Raw genomic sequence first — 20,908 nt, 5'->3', positions numbered from 1 at the left:
TCTTTGCAAAGAAGTATAACGGGTGTAAGGAGAGTTTAAAGTAGAATTATCTAGGGCAGCTCCAAATTATTTATTCACCACCCCATTCACCATTTTCATAGCCAGGTATCTGCTCCAGTCGAGAGTATAAATCATTTGCGCTACCTGCAGAGTCTCCAAGGCCTTTAAGCTCAAAAGAAAATAGTACAGTATCAGACAGGGCACCTAATGTTGTAGGGTCGTTAGGATCTTGATTAGTATAAGCACTTTTTTGGTATAATAACCTAACAGCCCATGATTTAGTATTGTATTGAACTCCTATAAAAGCATTTGCAATTTGTTTCTGCTCAAAATCGTAGTTCCATAAAGCAGCAATAGCCCAGTGATCTGTGATATTTAATATTCCAGATAGAGTAATTGTTCTTTGAGGCTGAGGTGTAACACCATCATCTATTTGTTGTTGTGTCAAAGCATCCCAATTATTTGCAATATTATTATATGAAACACTAAAGATATTCTCATGACTGTCTTTATAGTTTAGTTGATAGACTTGGTAATCAACATCATTTTTGTCAGCTCTATAGTTTACTTGACCATTAAAGTATAAATGCTTAGTTATATATAAGCCAAAAGAAGTTGTTATTGGAGAAAAAGTGTCATTTGAAAACTCATCCATCATACCCGGATTATCACATTTTGAGTTACCTTGACATAATGTTACTCGTCTATTAGCAAAGTACATCATTTGTCCTATTTTTGCTGTAGCGATAGTATTTCCACTAGCCTTATTTACTATTGAAGTTTCTAAAGCATATGTTACTTGATTGGCATTGTTAATCCTATCATCGCCAGTAAAACGGTTAACTTGAAACATTTGATCATAGTTTTCATTTTGCAAGCTTGTATCAAATAGTGGAATGTCAGTTTGATCTTGATATGGTATGTAAGTGTAGAATAGTCTAGGATGCAGCGTTTCAGTGAATGAGCCTGCGCTAGTTGTAACATCACGATCAAAATAAGCTCCAGCATCAATGTTAAAAATTGGTAGCACACTTGTTATAGAATTTTTATCAAATTTAATAGTATCTGTTGGTTTAGTTTCTAGTTGATAATAACGAATAGGTACTTCCAGAGATGGTTTAAAATATGCCCAAGTACTAGTAAAGTTTCCAGCAATTTTTGGTGCTTCATAAGCTCTAAAGGCATTTACATTTGTTCCCTGTGCTGCGCCCGGGTCTCCTGATATTGGACCGGGAGACTTCTGAAAAAAGGTGTTAAGTGTGTCGGCACTGATTGTTATATAATCTGGAGTATACCCTTGGGATGTGACATTAAATTTCACCTCAGGTAGTTTAGCATATGGGGTGTTATCAACTGTTAAGGTTGGATCTACCTTGCCATAGTCAAGGATTGTGATACTTGAGTCAATATAGCTATTTCTATAGTCTAAATCAAACTCTCTATCAAGTAGAGTTTTTGTGACTAAATCAATGTTGCCGACTGAGAAATCATTGTAATAATCAGCATCACTTACATAGTCATATTCAAAATTTGTTGATATGCCATTACCAAAATCACCCTGACTTGTTAGAGTAAATGCTCCACGCATAGTTTTAGTTTCAAGGTCATAAGGAACTATTGAGCCATCAAACTCTTCTTGAGTATTTTCTGACATATATCTAAAGGTACCGTTCTCCATTAAACCTCTCTGTGACCAAAGCACTGTATCTAATAATAAGTCATAATTTGGTGCGAGGTTAAAATAATAAGGAATAGATATGCCGTAACCAACGTTGCTATTCTGAATAAAGCTAGGGAATAAAAATCCAGATCTTCTTTTATCATCAAGAGGGTGAGAGTAGTATGGTATATACATAACAGGTATATTTTTGATCTCAAAATAACCGTCTCTTACATATGCCATGTTAGTTTTAGTATCTATGTCAATATTATCTCCAGTTAACCTCCAATCATTATCATATGGTTCGCCTGTCGTTATATAACCATCAGATAAAAGGGTGTTATTCTTTTTCTTGATAAATGAGTTTGCATAACCGCGCATATATCCACTAAAGTTTTTTCTATTATACATACGAGTTTGAGGAGTTTGTAAAGCCATTCTAAAGTATGTTGGACCAGCACTATATGTATTATTAGTTAGATCTGCGCTCAAATCTTTAGTAAGAATGACAACACCTGTTGATGGCTGACTAGCTCTTACATTGCCAATAGCTACTAGAGACTTAACAGAACTTAGATCTTTATTAAATCCAATAATAGCATTATCAGCATAAATCTCTTGATCACACTCGAGAAATTCAACATTTCCAGAAGTAATCAAATTTGCATCTGGACCATATTGTGAACTTTCACTGGATATTTTTGTTTCTTTTGATTTACATAGGGCTTTTGTAAATTGATTATCGTTATTATAATATCCTCCTTCCATAGTTGAAGGTTTACTAACCCATCCTAAACCATCTGCTAGAGCTTTTTCTTTCTGAGCAACTTTAAGCTCTTGATTAAAGACATTTTTGGGTTTTTTTGTACGTTGACAATTCCATTGGTCACTCTTACCAGCTGAACATGTCCAATTTTGCTTAGTAGGATTTCCACTCATAATCCGTGCAGCACTAAGCTGTAATGGAAGCGCGAACATTATTAAAAATAATAGCCAGTTGTAGCATCGTAATTTTAGCATTTAAATTAGATTTCGACTTTTATGTGAAGATATGTATTTTATTCATATTGGTGTAAAAAAATGTCAATCTAAAATTGATGTACTCAGTCAATTATGGATTGCACTATATCTTATAAGTAATAGTAGAATATTAATTTTTACATGCAGAATGAGGTATTAGGATGTATATATTAAGCTGTAATTTTTATCGTAAAGTAGCCGGTTTTTTCATAATGTTTTTTTTAGTTTTGCTTTTGGGATCGTGTAGTACTCATGATGAGACAAGGTTTCAGATTAAATCATTATGTAAGGGTGAGGTTTGCTATATCAAATTAGAATCTTTGAAGGTAACATATCAGCAGGATTTAATAACTGATCAGTTGCTTTATTCTAAACCATATCCTGAGGATCAGGTAAAAAGTAACATAATGTGGACGGTAGATGATGCGACTCTTATAAATGGTAATGAATTGAAAAGCATAGGTTTGCCAGATTGCCTTAGTCACACATGTACGCTAAGTAGTAATCCTACAGCTTTTAAGTTCCAGACTCACAATAAAACTACTACCATAGAAGTTGATGGTAGTATTGTTATCAATGGTAAATCATATGAGATACATGCTGCAAAAATGATAAGACTTGAAGGTACTGTTGCAACTGTTTGATATGAATATCAAAAACCTATAAATAGCTGTTTGGAACTGGTATGAAAATTATAAAAGGAGTATTGAAGCTAATTTGGCATTTTAAGAAAATTTTTTTAATTATAGTTATCTTTATATCAGTGCTTGGTAGTTATGAATATAGGGAATATAAAAAATATAACCTAGCAAAAAGTTCTTGTGAGAATTTATATTTATCTAAGATGAATGATTTCTTTAGTTCAACAAGAGTAACATATTTGGATGCACTATTCACAAAACGCCCAATAAAATTATCTGAAGCTAAGAATATTTATACTTTAGAATGGGATAAAACAATTAATGTTGCAGGTCAATTAGATAGCTTTAAGTGTCTGTATAACTTTGCTCTCATAAAGCACTAGATAGGAGTTAATATGTTAAAGTTACTAGCTGAAATAATTGGATTAATATTTATTATGATATTTGTTATATTTATAGCTGCATATACAGATGGATATCGTATTAATTTGACACCATCAATGCCAGAAGGATTATATCAAATCATTCCAACCCATAAGTATCATAGAAATGATTTGGTTATTATATGTTTGCCAACAAAGCTAGCACAGTCTGCACATATGAGAGGATATATGGTTTATGGATCATGTGATAATGGTTATGAACCAGTTATTAAGAAAATCATTGCTGTGCCAAATGATAAAGTAATAATGAATACAAACGGCATTACTGTGAATGGAGAATATTATGATTATAAAAAATCGCAAGTAGATAATTTAGATAGATATTTAAACCCTAAAAAGGCAACTAATGAGATGCATGGATATTTATTAATAGGAGCTAATTTAAAGGATTTAGGGGATTCTAGATATTTTGAGGTTATTAAAGTTAAGTACTTAATAGCTAGAGTAGGAGGTAAGTATATTTTTTAGCCACTTTGTAGACTAGTTATGGCACTGTTGCAAAGATTGATTGTATGGAAGATATTCGATCATCTTATAAGAGTAATTAATAATTTGGTAAGTGAAGATGTTAGTATTATAGGTCTGAATGATCCTATTTATACTACAACCATACGAGGCAAGTTGATGTTCACTAGCTATATTTTGTAAAATACAAATGTTACAGATATTGATATTTTAATTTTTATGGATTTTTTCTTTTTAGGCTTAGAAGAGACGCTAGGTAGTGATAATAAATTTGTTAAATTAAATAAGTTAGTAGACTTTGAGAAGTTCCGTAAAAGTCCAAAGGTATATATACTCAAGATATGACTCGTCAAGACAGACCTGCGTATGATTGTGTAATGATGTTTAAGCTATTGCTACTAGGTCAATGGTATAACCTCAGTGATAGAGAATTAGCCTTAAGCTTAAGATTGAGAATCGACTTTATGTACTTTAACAGGCTTTACACCGACATCGAAGTTGCCAGATTATAGTACTATCAATAAGTACCGTAATTTACTGATAAAAAAGAAGAAACTAAAGAAGCTGTTTAAAGAACTAAATAGTCAGCTAGAATCATTAGGTTTATCAATAAATACAGCCAAAGGAGCAATCATAGATGCTACTTTGATTGAGTCAGCAGGTAGAGCTGATAAGTTTGTAGATAATCCAGTTGAAGATAGATATGAAAATGAGTCATCTAATCCAGATATATCTTATGGTAAAGATAAAAATGCTAAATGGATTAAGAAAGGTAATAAAAGTCATTATGGTTATAAGGTGTTTACTAGCGTTGATGATGAGTATGGTTTCATACAAACAATACATACAGAGTCAGCTGAAGTTTATGAGGCACACCGCCTAGAGCTGATATTAAAAGATTTGGATTGTAAACATGTACTTGCAGATAAAGCTTACGATACTACTGCTAACCAAGCCATGCTCAAAGAGAAAAATATCAAAAATCGTATACTTAAAAAAGCACTCAGGAATAAATCTTTAACGAAGAGGCAGAAGACAAGAAATATTCTAATATCAAAAGTTAGATATAAAGTTGAGCAATGTTATGGCACGTTAAAGAGAAAGTTTAACTTTGCTAGAGCTAGTTACTTTTCTACAGTTAAAGTAAATGCTCAAGCAATACTGAAAGCTATATGTTTTAACTCTTTAAAAGCAGTAAATTTAATGCCTTAATTAGGACAAGTGTATCTATATATGTCAAAAATGACATATACAACAATAACAAAGACAATTTAAGGTTACGTTTTTACTAAAAATAGCAAAAATGTTACTATCCATGGAAAATTAGAGGATTTATGCAACAGTCTTTAGGAGAAAATTCAAAAAAAGTGTAAAACTGATCTATCAATCTATCAATCTATCAATTTATCAATTTATCAATTTATCAATCTTTGGGACAGCGTCTATTCGTTGATCATAAATACATGGGTGTATTTAAAATTGATCGCCACCATTTATTTTGGATGACCAATTAAGTTCTTAATCCCTTTATAATTTTTGAGCTAGGCCATAAATTATCAAGTGAATAATTATATGGGTGTAAATAGTCCCGATAAAAAAGGAAAGTATGGGTGTTGAAAATGTTGAAGTTAATAGTTAGACAGAGATTGTCAAGTAAAATCACTTTTGTGTGTTTGTTGGTGATTATCGCATTTTTTTTGGTTGCTTGTGGGAAGCATGATGAAGTTAGGTTTAAAATTGATTCAGAATGTAATGATAAGGTATGTAGTATTGCGATTACTTCTCTTGATAGTGTTTATCAGCAAGATTTAATAAAGGATCAATTATTATATTCTAAACCTATTCCTAAGTACCAGATAAGTAGTAATATTAAATGGTACCCTAATGAGTCAGATAATCCTGTGCTTGAGAATAATGATGAGTTAGAAGCTAAAGGTTTAAAAGATTGTAAATCTAATGGAGAGTCTAGATGTACTTTATATGGTGATCCCACTGGCTTTAAATTTAATACCCAAAAAGAAAGCACAAATATAGCAATCGAGGGTGATATTACAGTAAATGGTATAGATTATCCTGTTAATCTCTCAAAAGAGATAAGGTTTGCGGACCTTGCAGCTCCTGTTATATCTATGGTTGGCAAGTGTGACAACAATAATCTTGACTGTAGTTTTAAGGTTGACAAAGCGCCTAATGCAGGCGAAGCTCCATATGATTATAGATGGTATATAGATGGTAAGCAATTAGCTCAGACAAAGAGTAATGATAAAAATAAAGGCGAGCTTAATCATAAGTTTAGAAGCTTGACTAATAATAGTTTGTATATGGTAGCTGTTGATAAGAATGGAGATCTTTCGGATAAATCAAATGTGATTGCTTTAGGAGATTATCCCATTATTGATTCAGTTACTCCGAATCCTAGTCAAGTAGGTCTTTCTGGAGGCACAGTTACATATACAGCGACAATGAGAGGTGACAATACAGTTGATGCTACTAGCGGATATACATGGACAGTTGATTTGAGTAGTCTTACACCAGATCAGCAAGCGTTAATAAATCATGATGATGTATCGACTAATCATACAAATAAATTTAATTTAACTATAGCTGCTAACACAGATAAACAGTTTAGTATCCCAGTAAATGCAATAAGTGTTGTGGCGAAGGATGATAAGGGCTATCAAAGTGATTCGAAGAATGCTGATAGTGCAGTTGGTGTAGCAGGAGCTTCATCTAAACCTGTGATATCAACAGTTACTCCGAATCCTAATCAAGTAGGTCTTTCTGGAGGCACAGTTACATATACAGCGACAGCGACAGGTGATAATAATATAGATGCTACTAGCGGATATACATGGACAGTTGATTTGAGTAGTCTTACACCAGATCAGCAAGCGTTAATAAATCATGATGATGTATCGACTAATCATACAAATAAATTTAAATTGACCATAGCTGCTAATACCGGAGAAACATTCAATATACCTTCCGATGCTATTAATGTTGTTGCTAAAGACGATAAGGGGAATGTGAGCGATTCGAAGAGCGCTGATAGCGTTGTGAGTGTTCTTGGTGTCGCTTCCGCTCCTGTTATAACATCTGTAGACCCTGACAATACACAAATTTCATCTTTAGGCGGATTTGTACAATTCACAGCTAAAGCCCACGCAGTTAACGGTAATTCTATTGATAAGGATACCGGTTTCACATGGAGTGTCGATTTAAGTTCTTTAACTGATTACCAACAGAGGCTTATAAGATACAAAACTAATCACTCTAATCAGTTATTTTTAACTATAGGATCAAGCCTATCGGCACCGTTCATAATTCCTAGGAGTGCGATTAGTGTGGTAGTTGAAGATGATAAGGGAAATATTAGTAAGTCAAAAAATTCAAGCTCCGACATTTCCGTTGGAGATGATGCTGTGATTGAGAATAGTCAGAGTGGTCTAAATAATGTCATTACTTACGATTATAGCGCTCCAACTAGTAAAAAGATCCAATTTACCCTTAATAAAAACGGTGGTCTAGGAAACGCGCAGTTTTATTGGAAGTTATCATCTAACTTAAAAAAGAAGGTACTCAATAAATTCGATAAGGACGGTAGTAGGTCAATAGAATTACAACTTGATCAAAGGTCTAATTCATTTTCAATCGATTCTGATGATATTTCGGCGGTTATAACCTACCCCGATGGTTCAATAGAAGACGTTGCACTACCGAGTTCTGCGTTCTTAAAAGTATATGGTAAGGATGAGCACGATTATACTTATAAGTTGGCATCAGACGTTTGGAGTGCGCTACATACTACGAATTATTTGAGATTAAACGACAAAGGGGTAGTAGTTAATAATGATCAAGTCACGAAGGTAGATTTAAATCTATCTGTGGATGATCCACAAGGTAATCCATGGTCGGTGAGCACCACAGATCCTCTCGTTCCGAGTGTTACAAACGATTACCACAACAACGATCAAGATGATATTTCTGTGAATTGGAACGCCAAGATTAAAACAGATCAAGGAATATGGAACCCAATAGGTTCAGACACGGTAAGCATTCTTAGGGAATCAGATTTCTTGGAACCCGACCGGTAGAGTGCAATCAATGGATATAAATGATTTTGGAAAATAAGCTTGTGCTTCCAACCTTAGAATATACGGACAATTTGCCTAAACATTCTATTGCAACCATTGTCAACCATAAAGTTGTGATTAAATGTACCGGGAATTACTTTATTTCAAAAGACGCTTATGAGAAATATAATAACCTTTCTCATCCATCAGATTTTAATTTTGCACATAGGGAAGTGTCGATATTCATGTTAAGACGAATGGGGGGCTGGGCATTTGCAAAGTTAATCACACAGGTGTCATTGCATCTCAGATCGATAGTGGAACTTCAGTTGAAACGGGTGCACTTCAGGATCAATGGAGATTCTCGATTGCCCTCGACCAGCCAAATGTATGTGTTTCTCAATAGGTTCGAATGACTCATAAAGCCATATTTATAATTATTAATATGTTATATTTATTCTTAACATCTCTATTATTTACGGACAAACTCTTGTCCTAAAAATGTGAAGGGTTTTGCACTTGGATTATTAAAATTGCGATAATCTGTTTTATCAGGGTGCTCTTTTAATTTTAGTTTAGCTAATATTTGCTTGGTTATTTTAACAGCTTTTCTTAGCATAGGTTTTGACTGTGCTAAAATAATCCAATCATCAGCATATCTTAGATATTTTACATTTAGTCTTTGCATTGTTTGATCTAGCTCATTTAGATAAATGCATCCCAATACTGGCGATAAAGGGGAAGATTTGGATATCCCTTTTTTGATTTCGGTATAGTAGCCATCTTGCCATTGGATTCTATCTAGATGATTAGCAATTAGTTTAAGTTCGTTTTCTATGACAAAGCGAGAGAGTTTTGAAAGTAAGATATTATGATCAATAGAATTATAAAATTTAAAAATATCAGACCTGTAAATGTATTTATGAGTTTTTAGTAGTTGACTGACTACTTTTCTTGCTCTAGGAACGCCACCACGATTTTTATTTGAATAACAAAATTTATTAAATCTATATTTATCTTGGATACTTGTAGCTAAATATTTAAGAGCTAAAGAGTCTTTGGCATCCCAAAGAATAGATGTTTGTCCATTTGGTTTCTTTACTTTCTTAGCTGGAGAGAAGTTATATTGAGCAGTTTTTATATTTTGCTGTAGAGTATATATGTAGTTAGAGTTTTTACGGAGCTTAAATTTCAGATCCCAGTAGCTATCATTAGCAGACCATTTCCGACGCTTAAGATGTAGCCAGTCTAGAATCTCTATCATAAGCGATTTATTTTAACTATGATACTTTAATCATAAGTTTTATTTTAGTTTAGTTCAAATATTGTATAGCAAAAGATGAGGATGCGTGTTGTTTGAGGATAATTTTTGAGCTAATGGAAAAAAATGGTGCCTAAAATATAGCTATAAGTATTGTAGAATAAGGTTTTAAAAAGGATTATTTACAAATGTCAGTAAAAAAAGACTAAAAAATGCCCAAACTGCAGTTCTAATTTCACTAAGAAAAAAGGGAAAAGAGATGGAGTTCAGAGGTATAAATGTAATGCTTGTAGATTATCATTTAGTTCAAATAGGAGACCTAAAAAGCTACTAGAAATATTATTTTATAAGTATGTGTTTAGACATCAAACTTAAACAGATTTGGCTATTGAATATGACAAAACCAAAAGATGGGCTTACACTCAAATTCATAGCCATGAATTATCAAAGAAATCTCATAAACCAAGAGCAGTAACACTAGTGTGTGATACTACGTTTTATGGTAAGAGAAAAGACAAGTTAGCTACAGTAACTTTCTATGATACGCTAGAAGACGAGCTTTTGCTTTGGAGGCATGTAGACTCAGAAAAGTCTAAGTATTACAAAGAAATGTTACAAGAATTATTATCTTTAGGATATACAATAAATGCTGTAACTATAGATGGCAAGAGAGGCTTAAACACAGTATTTAAGGTGTATCCAATACAGATGTGCCATTTTCATCAAAGAAAATAGTAGATAGATATATTACCAAGAATCCAAAATTAGAAGCCAGTATAGAGTTACAAAAAATACTTAACAGGATTACCAAAACAACAGAAATCAAGTTTAAAAATAAACTACTCAACTGGTATGCAAAGTATGAAGATTTCTTAAATGAAATGACTGTAAATTATGATACTGGAGAAGCTACCTATACCCACTACAAACTCAGAGCAGCGTATGCTAGTTTGTGTTCAAATTTGGATTACTTATTTATGTATAAAAACCTTCCTGATTTATCGATACCAAATACTACAAATCATCAGGGTGGAAAGTTTTCGGATCTCAAAAATAGAATCAGAGTTCATAGAGGTCTATCAAAAGAGCTAAAGAAAAAAGTAGTAGATTTCTTTATGCTAAATAATGGTAAAAAATTCTAAAATAGGCACCATTTTTTTCCATTAGCTCTTTTTCCGCCATTAGGACTAAAACTTGTAAAGAAAATTCCTATCCGTGCTATGCAAGTAATATTTTATATCTACTTATTAATAGCTGGGATAGTTATTATTTTTTGATTCTAAGAAAAGAAGTAAAATAATTTTCTAATGATTTTATTAGATTTGTTAGTAGGACCTTTTAAGCATTTTTTCTACTTCACCAATATGAGTTTCTTCCTCAACTATTAGTTTTCTAGCATATTCTTCTAGAAGGATTGATTTGCCTTCTACTAGTTTTAGCAGCTCGTAGTAGTAATCTTTTGCTTTATTTTCATGTTCGAGACTTTCTCTAAGGATATTGTCAATATTATGTTGGTATGTCTCACTTAAGTCAGCAATTTTTAAAGAAGGGTGGCCATCAAAGTGAGTGATCATTTCACCTGCTTCTGTGGCGTGTGTTAGACTTTCACTTGCTTGGGATTGCATCCAGCTTACGATTGGTATTCTATTGTGCCCAATTATCATAAGAGAGTAGTGAGTATATCTTACAACCCCAGCCATTTCTGTTTCTAATATTTTATTTAGAATTTCAAAAACTTTATCTTTATTTTCTAACTGCATAATGATTCTCCATTACTATATTTGTTTAAACGAACATTTTAGTGACTGAAATCCTCCTTGATTTATTTTATATTTAATAAACATTACATACTTTTGCTGTATAAGTTGGAAATTTATTATTATGCTTACTAAGTTTAATATATTACAAATTCTCATATGAAGTAAAGTTTTGGATTTGCAATACCTGCAATTTTTTATGAAAAATTATTTTAAAGCTGACTAAAAAGATATAGCTCTAAGACTTTAAAACTATATTATATATATTGTATTGCTAATTTATTTATAAATATGTTATCTTAATAGGTCTTTTTAAATATAGGATACTTTTTTAGAAAATAGGTATAAAAATTTACTCTAACTTACAAATAAAATCAATAATTATATTAATTAAGTATTAAAAGCTATAAACATACTAGAATATAAGAGTTAATGTTTATATATTATTTTATATTTAGAAATATAAAAGGAGCTTAATGGCTAGAAGGTTCAGTGTCTTGACCAATAGTAAAGAGGTTAAAGAATTAGAAGATTTAATAAACAAATATTATAAACCAAGTGAGTATAATTGTATGATTGAATCTTATCTATCAGATGTGTTACATTAAGTTAATAGAAGTTGTATTAGAGATAGGATAAAAGATCTTTGGTATGGATTAAATAATACTGTAGGCCACGAGATAGGTTTGATATATAATACTATTCAGAATGAAAATACAACCCTTAGGTTAAATACTTCTATAATAGCTAATATAGCCGCAAATGATAAGAATTCAGATGTTGTTAAGTCTATTCAGAAAAATACAGATATTATCATTAAGTTTAGACAGGTGGACATAACAAATAGTAACTCACTTTAATCTAAAAAATAAAGATTTATGATCTAAGTTTTACCTATATATAATGAGAATCTATATGAATATGATTCTAAATGGTACAGGGTATCAAAAAACTTAAATAATCAAAATATAATGCTGTAAACAGTATTTTTTTACAGTAAATAAGTGATTATAATAGTGCAAATTTATTTAAAATGTATAGGTTATGAGTAACTCAGAAAAGAATAATTTTATTAAGCAATTCCACGATCTTGTTGATAATGGTGAAGCCGTATCTATAGCAGTTAAAGTGATAAAATCTCAAACAAGAGATTTTTTTGTATTAAAATATGTAAATGCTTATCAAGTAGCTAAAGAATCACTTAATTATTCAAAAAAACCTCTTAATAACTCTTTCTATAAAATATAGTTTTCTCGTATTTGATAAATATTCTTTTTAGTTTATCAGCTATCTGATATATGTCAAAAAAGCTTATTAAAGTTTAAATTTGTATATCTGCTAGATTTATTATTATTTTATATATTCTTTTGTGCTAATAATGAGTATATACCTCATGGTATAGAATTTGTTAGTAATTCAAATATGTTCTCTTAGGAGTACATAAATTGGTTATCGTGATTTAAATTAATTCTTGGTAAAGGTGGTTATTATGAAAAATATAAATATTGAAGGCATTGTTGCTTATATTCCAACACCATTTGATAAGTCTGATCAAATAAGCTTAAAGAGTTTAGAGATTCTTATTGATAGATTGATTAAGAAAGGAGTAGATGCAATCTCTCCTTTAGGAAGTACAGGTGAAAGTGCCTATCTGAGTTTAGATGAATGGAAGAGTGTAACCCAAAAAACTGTTGAATTTACGAATAAACGAGTTCCTGTTATTGTTGGCGCCTCTGATATGACAACAGCAAATTGTATTGAGAAAGCTAAATATGCTCAAAGTGTAGGAGCAGATGCTATTATGGTGATTCCAATGATTTATTGGAAATTATCTGAAGATGATATTTTTAATCATTATAAGTATATTTCAGATGCAATAGATATCCCTATAGTTGTTTATAATAATCCATCAAATAGTGGCTTTGATATGAAACCTAGCTTTATTGCCCATCTTTTTAACGAGATAGAAAATGTAAAAATGGTAAAAGATTCTACAGGTGATATACAGAGAGTGCATGAAATTCGCTTACTTACTGAAGATAAATTACCTATTTATTGTGGCTATGATCCTATTGCTATAGATATGCTAATATCCGGAGCAAGTGGTTGGTGTACGGCTGCGGCAAATATTATTCCAGAGTTAAATATTGATCTTTATAAAGCTATTAAAAGTAAAAATTTAGCTCATGCTTCTGAACTTTTTAATAAACAATATAGATTTCTGAAGTTTATAATTGAGGAGGGAGGTTTATCAAAAACAATTAAAAGTGGATTAAGTCTTATGGGAATTAATGTAGGAAACCCACGTTTGCCTATTTCCCCACTTTCTCAAGATAAATTAAATGAGCTAAAAATAATAATGACGAAATTAAATATAGTGGGTTAGCTAGTTTGAAATAGAGTACTATTTTTATTTGATATAATCATGCAAGGGTATATGCTTAAGTAATATCTTTTTGATATAATTTTAATATATCAAGGCATTTTAGAGGTGTGCATTATGAATCTAAAAAAAGAAGCTGAAAGAATATATTCTATGGATATTTCTATAAAAGAAAAAATTAAATTATTGGAACAAAATGCGGCAGATTGTTATGAAGAAATGGCAGCAGTTGAACAAAATATGCATCCAGAAATATCCCATGAATCAGAAGAAGGCTTAAGAAAAACAAATGATTATTTAGATCAGCTAAAGAAAAAGCTTTAAAATCCAATTGCTATTTTTGCGATAGCTAAAGGTTTAAAAATCTAAATAATTACTAAGATATTTTTATGTCATACTATCCTTAGGTAGTCTAGGGTTATGAAAAAAGTAAAAACTTTAATATATAAGGAAATTAGTAATTTCTTATTATTTAATATCAGTGAGCCTAGAATATCACCGTTATCTGATTATAATAGGTTAATTAAGCATCTAGAAGTCTGTGATGTAATTCTTGTAGAAGGTAGAAGTCGCGCAGCTAGAGCTATTAGTGTAATTACAAGAAGTATTTGGACTCATTCGGTACTATATATAGGTAGTTTTGAGCAGCTAGCAAAGGATATTCAGGAGTTAGTTTTAAAATATAATCCCAAGTTAGGGTCTGGACCACTTATTATAGAAAGTAATATTGGCGAAGGTGTTGTTATAAAGAGTTTAAATATTTATGCATCAGACCACTTAAGAATTTGTAGACCAAGAAATATTTCTAGAACTCAAAAAAATATAATTATTAAGTATGTACTCTCTGAATTAGGATTACCTTATGATAATCAACAGGTATTTGATTTAGCTAGATTCTTCTGTCCTTGGTGGATTTTACCAAGAAAGTGGCATTCTAGTTTATTTAATCATAATGCACAAAATCCGACAAAACTAACTTGTTCTTTACTAATTGCAACGGCGTTTATTAAAGCAAAGTTTCCTATTTTACCATTGTTAGAAAAGACAACTGATGGCAAACTAAAAGTGCATACTAGAAATCCTAGACTATTTGTTCCTTCTGATTTTGATTACTCACCTTTTTTTGAAATTATAAAGTATCCTATTCTTGGATTGGATGACTTTAAGGATTAGGGTGTACTATATCGGTAATTTTTAGAGGTATATTATTTATGCTGAAATATCTAAATCTGATACTAATGATGAGATTTTTTGGTAATGTTCAGCCTGCCATTCTTTTAGAGATTGTTTAGTTTCTTTAATTTGTTTAGATTTTGTTTTATCTAATAAGTCTTGAGCATCTTCAGGTTTAACAACAACTATTCCTTCCTCATCTGCAATAATAATATCACCATTATCCACATTAGCACCTCCACATCTGATAGGAGTTTCCATCTCTCCAAGTTTTAACTTTTTTCCAGGTTTTGGTACATTTCCCCGAGCATATACAGGAAACTTCATTTCCCTAATCTCAGCAATATCTCTAATTGCACCATCAATTATAAAACCTAGTATTCCTCTTTCAGCGGCTGTAGCACAGACGTTGCCACCTGCAACAGCAAATCGACTATCACCAGCATCAATAACTAAAATAGAGCCAGGAGGAGCTTTATAAATTGCAGCATGTACCATTAAATTGTCACCAGCTTCACATTTAACTGTAAAGGCTCTACCAACTAACCTAGGCATATTTGACCATAATGGTCTTATATCTATATTCATAAATGCATTATCAGCTAAGAAATCTGCATAGTTACAAGTTGAAAAATCTAAGAATTCAGTCAGTTTATTCATAATAATTCTCCTTTATAATTTCTTAGAAAATATTTATTCGTTTTACTCTAGGTTCAGGATATCATCTATTTATATCTCTATTTTATTTCTTATCTAGCATATTGTTAAATTTAGGGTTTTGAATAAATAAATATGGGGTGTAGATTTCAGTATTAAATATGTAATTGTCTCAGATGAGTGAATTTTGAATAATCATATATTTATTTTACACTTTAACTATATTTTAGACTGATTTAGTATACTATTTAGAATATGAAGTTCTTATGATTTATATATTTAAGGTTATATTAGATGAGTAAATTTAAAAGTTATATTCCTATTTTAGTTTTGATACTAGGTCTAATAATATTTTTTGCTTTAGGCGGTCAGAAATATCTATCTTTAGCTGTTATAAAGCAACATTATCAAGATTTAGTTGCTTGGACAAATTCTTATTTTTGGCTTAGCTCATTAATGTTTATTGTTGTGTATATTATAGTCGTAGCATTTTCAATACCTGGAGCAACTATTATGACTTTGTTAGGAGGTTTCTTATTTGGTTTGTTCCCAGGAGTCATTTGGGTAAATCTAGGTGCAACTATTGGGGCTTGTCTATTATTCTTAGCTGTAAAAACAGCTTTTGGTGAAACGTTAAAGGCTAAGGCAAAAGGTAGTATTGAGAAGTTGCGCAAAGGCTTTGAAAATGATGCTTTTAACTACTTACTAATACTACGTTTGATACCTTTATTTCCATTTTTTGCAATAAATATAGCTTGTGGAGCTATCGGTATTCGCTTATCAACATTTTTCTGGGCAACTTTATTGGGAATCATACCAGGCTCATTAGTCTATACATGGGTTGGTACTGGATTAGGCTTTGTATTACGCCAAGGTAAAGAGTTAGACATGGGTATTATTTTCGCACCTCAATTTATTCTACCAATAATTGCATTAGCAATATTATCGCTTGTTCCAGTCATATACAAAAAAATCAAAGGAGCCAAGGCATGAAACAAATAAAAACAGATATTTGTGTAATTGGCGGAGGCTCTGGTGGCCTATCTGTCGCTGCTGGAGCAGTGCAAATGGGTGCAAAAGTTGTCCTTTGTGAAGGTGGGAAGATGGGCGGTGATTGTTTAAACTATGGCTGTGTACCATCTAAAGCAATGATTGAAGCTTCAAGAATTATACATAGCTGTAATAAAGCTAAAGAGTTTGGTGTTGATATTAAAAGTTTTGCAGCGGACTACAAAAAAGTACAAGCTCATGTTGCTAATGTGATAGCAAAGATAGAACCACATGATTCTGTTGAGAGGTTTGAGTCTTTGGGTGTAGATGTTATCCAAGATTATGCTCATATTATAGATAAAAAGACTGTCCAAGCTGGCGATATACAGATCAAAGCAAAATATATAGTCTTAGCAACTGGTTCACGAGCAAAAATATTTCCAATAGAAGGTTTAGAAGATATTGATTATCTAACAAATGAGACAATTTTTAGTTTAGATAAACTGCCTGAGCATTTACTTGTGATGGGTGGTGGACCGATTGGAGTTGAGTTAGCTCAAGCTCATGCCCTGTTAGGCTCGAAAGTAACAATCTTTGAAGCAGAGTCAACTATATTAGGACCAGTTGATAATGATTGCAGACAGGTGCTATTAGATGAGTTTAAAAAGCTTGATATAGATGTGGTTACAAATGCTAAAGTTTCGAAAGCTTCTAAACAAGACGCTCAAGTAAAGCTAGAAACTAATGTTGGCAATTATAGTGGCTCTCATCTATTAGTAGCTACTGGAAGACAGCCTAATATAGAAAAGCTTAACTTAGATAAAGTTGGTATTAAACATTCTGCTAAAGGGATTGATGTTGATACAAGGTTACGGACTAATTATAAAAATATATATGCAATTGGTGATTTAGCTAGTCAATATCAATTTACTCATACAGCGGGTTATCATGCTGGAATTGTTATTCAAAATATTTTATTTAAGCTACCAGCAAAAGTTAATTACTCAAGTTTTCCATGGGCGGTATATACAACTCCAGAGATATCTCATACTGGTATGACTATTAAACAAGCTGAAGAAAATGGTGCAACAATATTAACACTACCATATGAAAGTAATGATAGAGCTCAGGCAAACCTTTCAACAAATGGCTTGCTTAAAATCGCTGTTAATAAAAGAGGTTATATTCTAGGAGCTAGTATTGTCGGAGAGCAGGCTGGTGAGCTTATTACTCAGTGGACTTTGGCTATTAAAAATAAACTAAAAATCAAGCAAATAGCTTCACATATTGTGCCATACCCAACTCTTAGTGAATTAAATAAGCGCATAGCTGGATCATATTTTACACCGTCTCTTTATAGTGAGAAAGTTAAAAAAATAGTACGTTTGTTATTAAAATTTTAATTAGGAGCATTATGCTAGAGCAAAGTGTTAGACCCTGGTTTCAAAAGTATTTTATAAATGCTGTAGCGACATCATTATCAGCTTTAAATATAAAGCCAAATACTTTAACTATACTATCTCTTATTACAGGTTTTATAAGTGCTATATTAGTCTTATGGGTACCATGGTTAGCTGTGATATTTCTATTAATCTCAGGTTATTTAGATGTCTTAGATGGTAGTGTTGCAAGATTACAAAAATCTAATTCACCATTAGGCACAATGCTTGATATTTTATCTGATCGTTTTGTCGAGTCTTTTATTATTATCGCTATTTTTATTTATCAGCCAAAAATTGCTTGGGTTGGATTAATTATGATGATGTCGATAATTGTTTGTATAAGTAGTTTTTTACTTGTTGGAATATTTAGTCAACAACAATCATCAAAAAGCTTTTACTATTCACCAGGATTAATGGAAAGAGCCGAGACTTTTATATTCTTTATTGTGATGATTTTATTACCATCGACTGTATTGCCTCTTGGAATTTTATTTACTGTTTTAGTGTTATGGACAACTTTTTACAGAGTTTATGAGTTTTATAATCAAACAAAGGTCTAAAAGATGAGAAAAATAAATATATCCAAATATCTTCTGTTAGTTATACTTGCTTTGATAACTACATCTTTAAATGCTGCACCAAATGCGAAGTTGTGGGGCTATTGGGATAAGTCAAACTCATCATCAAAAGCAAAGATTGATTTTAAACCGTGGCAGAGTTTTTTAGATAAATACGTTGTACAGAAGGGGGATCAAACATTTGTTAATTATAGTGCTGTTTCAAAAAAAGATAAGCAAATACTTAATAAAGCAATAAATACTTATTCTAAGCTAGATATTTTAAAATATAATAAAAACCAACAGTTAGCGTATTGGATAAATATGTACAATATGTTGACTATTCGAGTTATTTTGCAACATTACCCAGTTAAATCAATTACAGATATTGATAAAAGTTGGCTTGGATATTCAAAAGTATGGGATCAAAATGTTGTCAAAATTAATGATAAAGAATTAACTCTAAATGATATCGAACATCGAATTATTCGTCCAATATGGCATGATCCAAGAGTTCACTCCGCTGTTAATTGTGCTTCTATTAGTTGTCCAAACTTATCTAGACAAGCTTATCAAGGCGATCAAATAAATGCACAATTAAACAGGTCTTTTACTACTTGGATAAATAGCTCCAATGGTTTTGAGTTAAAAGATAATAATATTTATATATCAAAAATATTTGATTGGTATGGTAGTGATTTTGGTGATCAGAAACAGATGCGTCAGTTTATTGCTGAATATTTAACAAGCAAAGTTAAAAAAGAAGTAATATTAGATAAAAGTAAAACTATTTACTATCAAAACTATAACTGGAATTTAAATCAGCTACCTACTTATGAAAAATAATAATTCACCAGTATCAAATTATTACACAGCAGGTAAAAAGGTAGGCTTTTTTGCTCTAACAGCAACTTTAGTAATGACTGAGCTAAATACCTCAACACTTATTGGCTTTTCTAGTCTTGGCTATAATTATGGTTTTTCAGCAATTTCACTTGGCTTAGTGTTTTTATTTGGATTATTTTTCTACGCTATTACAGTAGCAAAAAAATGGAAGAATTTTGATGCAATAAGTGTCACAGAGTATTTTGGCTATCGCTATAATAAAGCTTTTGGAGTTTTTGCAGCTATATGTTTATGGATCGCAATGTTAGGTTTTGGAGCAAATTTTATTCATTCAATAACTGTATGTTTAGAAGTGATATTTCCAGGATATTCTCAAGCATTAATTACTTTTATTGCTTGTTTGGTAATGTTTATAGCAACTATTAACTCAGGACTCAAATCAATCATCCAGATTGATAAGATAAGTTTTATTTTATGTTTGATATTATTTATATTTTTAGGCTTTTATTTTTACAAATATAGTCAGCAAGGAGGTGTTATAAATATTAAAAGCCATGCTAACTTACCAATCTCATTTACCTTGTCTTTAGCCGTATTAACTTGTTTTACTTATATTTTATCACCATGGTATGGTCAAAAGATTTTCTCTGCAAAATCATCAAAAGTAGCCTTTTATTCAATGCTTGTTACAGCCGTATTAGTTAGCTTATTTTATGTAATAGCTATTTTTATTACAGCTTGTTTTGCTAAGCAGTTAGATCTAGTAAATCCAGATTTAGCTTTAGCAAGCATTATTGCAAAAAAGTTACCATTGGCTATTCAGATTTATTTTTATATAGTGATATTTTTGATTGCTACAACAACTATCGCTGCTTTGTGGAATACTATGGCTTCAGTAATTTTTGCTCATAGTAATCATACAGAAACTACAAATTCAAATAGAGTTTTAGTGCTATTTATAGCTATATTAAGTTATTTAATAGCAACATTTTTTATTGATCATATTCTTGATAAGATGCTACTTTTTAATATACCTATAGCAGCATTATCTTTTAGTCTAATATATGGTTTCTATGGTAAGAGCAAAAATCTTATAGGTGCTGTATTAAGTACGATAGTTGGAATAGTTATTGCCGTAGTTTTGTATCTGATTTTTGATCAAGCAAACTTTGTATTTTATTGGGCCTTTTTATGTATTCCTATTATTTTTATAGTTGGATACTTACCTGTACTTATAAAGAAGCAGTAAAATTTTTCTAAAAATCATGTTAGATAGTCATTAAGTTTGGAATTGTTTTTAATATATAATTTTTGATATCATAAAATGATAACTTTATGAATTATCTCAGGAATTAAACTATGAAATATATAGGGTAGTGTCCACTAAATTGTGTCTGTAGCTAGTCGACTTTATAATTAAGTTGAAAGAAAAAATAAAGGACTAGCTAATGAAAGATATTAACTCAGAACTACAAAGAAATATACAAGATGTACTACACTATGATAGAGGTACTGCAGTAGAAAATATTGTCAAACTGTT

At 31.3% G+C, this 20,908-nt stretch carries 22 protein-coding genes; 18 read left to right on the top strand and 4 right to left on the bottom strand.

The features are described from left to right. Positions 1-70: 70 nt before the first annotated feature. Positions 71-2,680, bottom strand: a complete 2,610-nt coding sequence (locus F3D62_RS09570) for an LPS-assembly protein LptD (protein ID WP_191092588.1) — start codon at positions 2,678-2,680, stop codon at positions 71-73. Positions 2,681-2,892: 212 nt separating this feature from the next. On the opposite strand from F3D62_RS09570, the gene F3D62_RS09565 reads away from it, so the two are divergent. The 6 genes from F3D62_RS09565 to F3D62_RS09545 all read left to right on the top strand — a co-directional run bounded on the left by F3D62_RS09565 (position 2,893) and on the right by F3D62_RS09545 (position 8,323). After that, complete coding sequence (locus tag F3D62_RS09565; protein ID WP_191092587.1) at positions 2,893-3,324, top strand: DUF3281 family protein; 432 nt, start codon at positions 2,893-2,895, stop codon at positions 3,322-3,324. A gap of 41 nt (positions 3,325-3,365) precedes the next feature. Then, a complete protein-coding gene (locus tag F3D62_RS09560) occupies positions 3,366-3,704 on the top strand; it encodes a hypothetical protein (RefSeq protein ID WP_150468025.1) in 339 nt (112 codons plus the stop codon). A 12-nt stretch (positions 3,705-3,716) separates the two neighbouring features. Continuing rightward, on the top strand, positions 3,717-4,232 hold the full coding sequence (gene traF / locus F3D62_RS09555; protein ID WP_150468024.1) for a conjugative transfer signal peptidase TraF: 516 nt from the start codon (positions 3,717-3,719) through the stop codon (positions 4,230-4,232). Between the two features lie 338 nt (positions 4,233-4,570). After that, the gene (locus F3D62_RS12965) at positions 4,571-4,741 is read left to right on the top strand and encodes a transposase (RefSeq protein WP_224732676.1); all 171 of its coding nucleotides are present in this window, start codon (positions 4,571-4,573) and stop codon (positions 4,739-4,741) included. Then, the gene (locus F3D62_RS09550; RefSeq protein ID WP_224732675.1) at positions 4,728-5,441 is read left to right on the top strand and encodes an IS5 family transposase; all 714 of its coding nucleotides are present in this window, start codon (positions 4,728-4,730) and stop codon (positions 5,439-5,441) included. The genes F3D62_RS12965 and F3D62_RS09550 overlap by 14 nt, the downstream gene beginning before the upstream one ends. A gap of 407 nt (positions 5,442-5,848) precedes the next feature. Beyond that, positions 5,849-8,323 (top strand): hypothetical protein, encoded by a 2,475-nt coding sequence (locus F3D62_RS09545; RefSeq protein ID WP_150468023.1) that lies wholly within the window; start codon positions 5,849-5,851, stop codon positions 8,321-8,323. A 451-nt stretch (positions 8,324-8,774) separates the two neighbouring features. Here F3D62_RS09545 and F3D62_RS09540 read toward each other — a convergent pair whose 3' ends face one another. Continuing rightward, positions 8,775-9,566, bottom strand: a complete 792-nt coding sequence (locus tag F3D62_RS09540) for a reverse transcriptase/maturase family protein (protein ID WP_150468022.1) — start codon at positions 9,564-9,566, stop codon at positions 8,775-8,777. A gap of 378 nt (positions 9,567-9,944) precedes the next feature. Here F3D62_RS09540 and F3D62_RS09535 point away from each other — a divergent pair, with 378 nt between their 5' ends. Both F3D62_RS09535 and F3D62_RS12775 read left to right on the top strand, forming a co-directional pair. Beyond that, the gene (locus F3D62_RS09535; protein WP_191092596.1) at positions 9,945-10,298 is read left to right on the top strand and encodes a hypothetical protein; all 354 of its coding nucleotides are present in this window, start codon (positions 9,945-9,947) and stop codon (positions 10,296-10,298) included. After that, positions 10,274-10,705, top strand: coding sequence for a hypothetical protein (locus F3D62_RS12775; RefSeq protein WP_191092595.1), 432 nt, complete (start codon positions 10,274-10,276; stop codon positions 10,703-10,705). Before F3D62_RS09535 ends, F3D62_RS12775 begins: the two co-directional genes overlap by 25 nt. A gap of 183 nt (positions 10,706-10,888) precedes the next feature. Here the strand turns inward: F3D62_RS12775 and F3D62_RS09530 are convergent, their stop codons facing one another. Continuing rightward, a complete protein-coding gene (locus F3D62_RS09530; RefSeq protein ID WP_150468021.1) occupies positions 10,889-11,323 on the bottom strand; it encodes a bacterioferritin in 435 nt (144 codons plus the stop codon). A gap of 473 nt (positions 11,324-11,796) precedes the next feature. Between F3D62_RS09530 and F3D62_RS13055 the strand changes: the two genes are divergently transcribed. From F3D62_RS13055 to F3D62_RS09510, 5 genes are all read left to right on the top strand, one after another. Then, positions 11,797-11,928 carry a hypothetical protein gene (locus tag F3D62_RS13055; protein WP_263478760.1) on the top strand — a complete coding sequence of 44 codons (132 nt, stop codon included), beginning with the start codon at positions 11,797-11,799 and terminating at the stop codon, positions 11,926-11,928. 436 nt (positions 11,929-12,364) lie between these two features. Next, positions 12,365-12,568, top strand: a complete 204-nt coding sequence (locus F3D62_RS09525) for a hypothetical protein (RefSeq protein ID WP_150468020.1) — start codon at positions 12,365-12,367, stop codon at positions 12,566-12,568. Positions 12,569-12,809: 241 nt separating this feature from the next. Further along, positions 12,810-13,706: a 4-hydroxy-tetrahydrodipicolinate synthase gene (gene dapA, locus F3D62_RS09520; protein ID WP_150468019.1), complete on the top strand. Its 897-nt coding sequence runs from the start codon at positions 12,810-12,812 to the stop codon at positions 13,704-13,706. Between the two features lie 114 nt (positions 13,707-13,820). Beyond that, positions 13,821-14,027 (top strand): hypothetical protein, encoded by a 207-nt coding sequence (locus F3D62_RS09515; RefSeq protein ID WP_150468018.1) that lies wholly within the window; start codon positions 13,821-13,823, stop codon positions 14,025-14,027. Positions 14,028-14,123: 96 nt separating this feature from the next. Continuing rightward, on the top strand, positions 14,124-14,876 hold the full coding sequence (locus tag F3D62_RS09510; RefSeq protein WP_150468017.1) for a YiiX/YebB-like N1pC/P60 family cysteine hydrolase: 753 nt from the start codon (positions 14,124-14,126) through the stop codon (positions 14,874-14,876). Between the two features lie 36 nt (positions 14,877-14,912). On the opposite strand, the gene F3D62_RS09505 is transcribed toward F3D62_RS09510, so the two are convergent. After that, on the bottom strand, positions 14,913-15,536 hold the full coding sequence (locus F3D62_RS09505) for an RraA family protein (protein ID WP_150468016.1): 624 nt from the start codon (positions 15,534-15,536) through the stop codon (positions 14,913-14,915). Between the two features lie 291 nt (positions 15,537-15,827). Between F3D62_RS09505 and F3D62_RS09500 the strand changes: the two genes are divergently transcribed. From F3D62_RS09500 to F3D62_RS09480, 5 genes are read left to right on the top strand one after another with little or no spacing between them, the layout of a single operon-like run. Beyond that, positions 15,828-16,526, top strand: a complete 699-nt coding sequence (locus F3D62_RS09500) for a TVP38/TMEM64 family protein (RefSeq protein WP_150468015.1) — start codon at positions 15,828-15,830, stop codon at positions 16,524-16,526. Next, positions 16,523-17,926 carry a dihydrolipoyl dehydrogenase family protein gene (locus tag F3D62_RS09495; protein WP_150468014.1) on the top strand — a complete coding sequence of 468 codons (1,404 nt, stop codon included), beginning with the start codon at positions 16,523-16,525 and terminating at the stop codon, positions 17,924-17,926. The genes F3D62_RS09500 and F3D62_RS09495 overlap by 4 nt, the downstream gene beginning before the upstream one ends. Before the next feature lie 11 nt (positions 17,927-17,937). Continuing rightward, positions 17,938-18,525, top strand: coding sequence for a CDP-alcohol phosphatidyltransferase family protein (locus F3D62_RS09490; protein WP_150468013.1), 588 nt, complete (start codon positions 17,938-17,940; stop codon positions 18,523-18,525). A 3-nt stretch (positions 18,526-18,528) separates the two neighbouring features. Beyond that, positions 18,529-19,368, top strand: coding sequence for a DUF547 domain-containing protein (locus F3D62_RS09485; RefSeq protein WP_150468012.1), 840 nt, complete (start codon positions 18,529-18,531; stop codon positions 19,366-19,368). After that, positions 19,358-20,617 carry a sodium:solute symporter gene (locus tag F3D62_RS09480; protein ID WP_150468011.1) on the top strand — a complete coding sequence of 420 codons (1,260 nt, stop codon included), beginning with the start codon at positions 19,358-19,360 and terminating at the stop codon, positions 20,615-20,617. Before F3D62_RS09485 ends, F3D62_RS09480 begins: the two co-directional genes overlap by 11 nt. Positions 20,618-20,908 lie beyond the last annotated feature (291 nt).

Origin of the sequence: Francisella sp. SYW-9 (assembly GCF_008711465.1) — a bacterium.
Classification (GTDB): domain Bacteria; phylum Pseudomonadota; class Gammaproteobacteria; order Francisellales; family Francisellaceae; genus Francisella.
The sequence above is the reverse complement of the archived record's forward strand: the minus strand, read 5'-3'. Positions and strand labels throughout refer to the sequence as shown.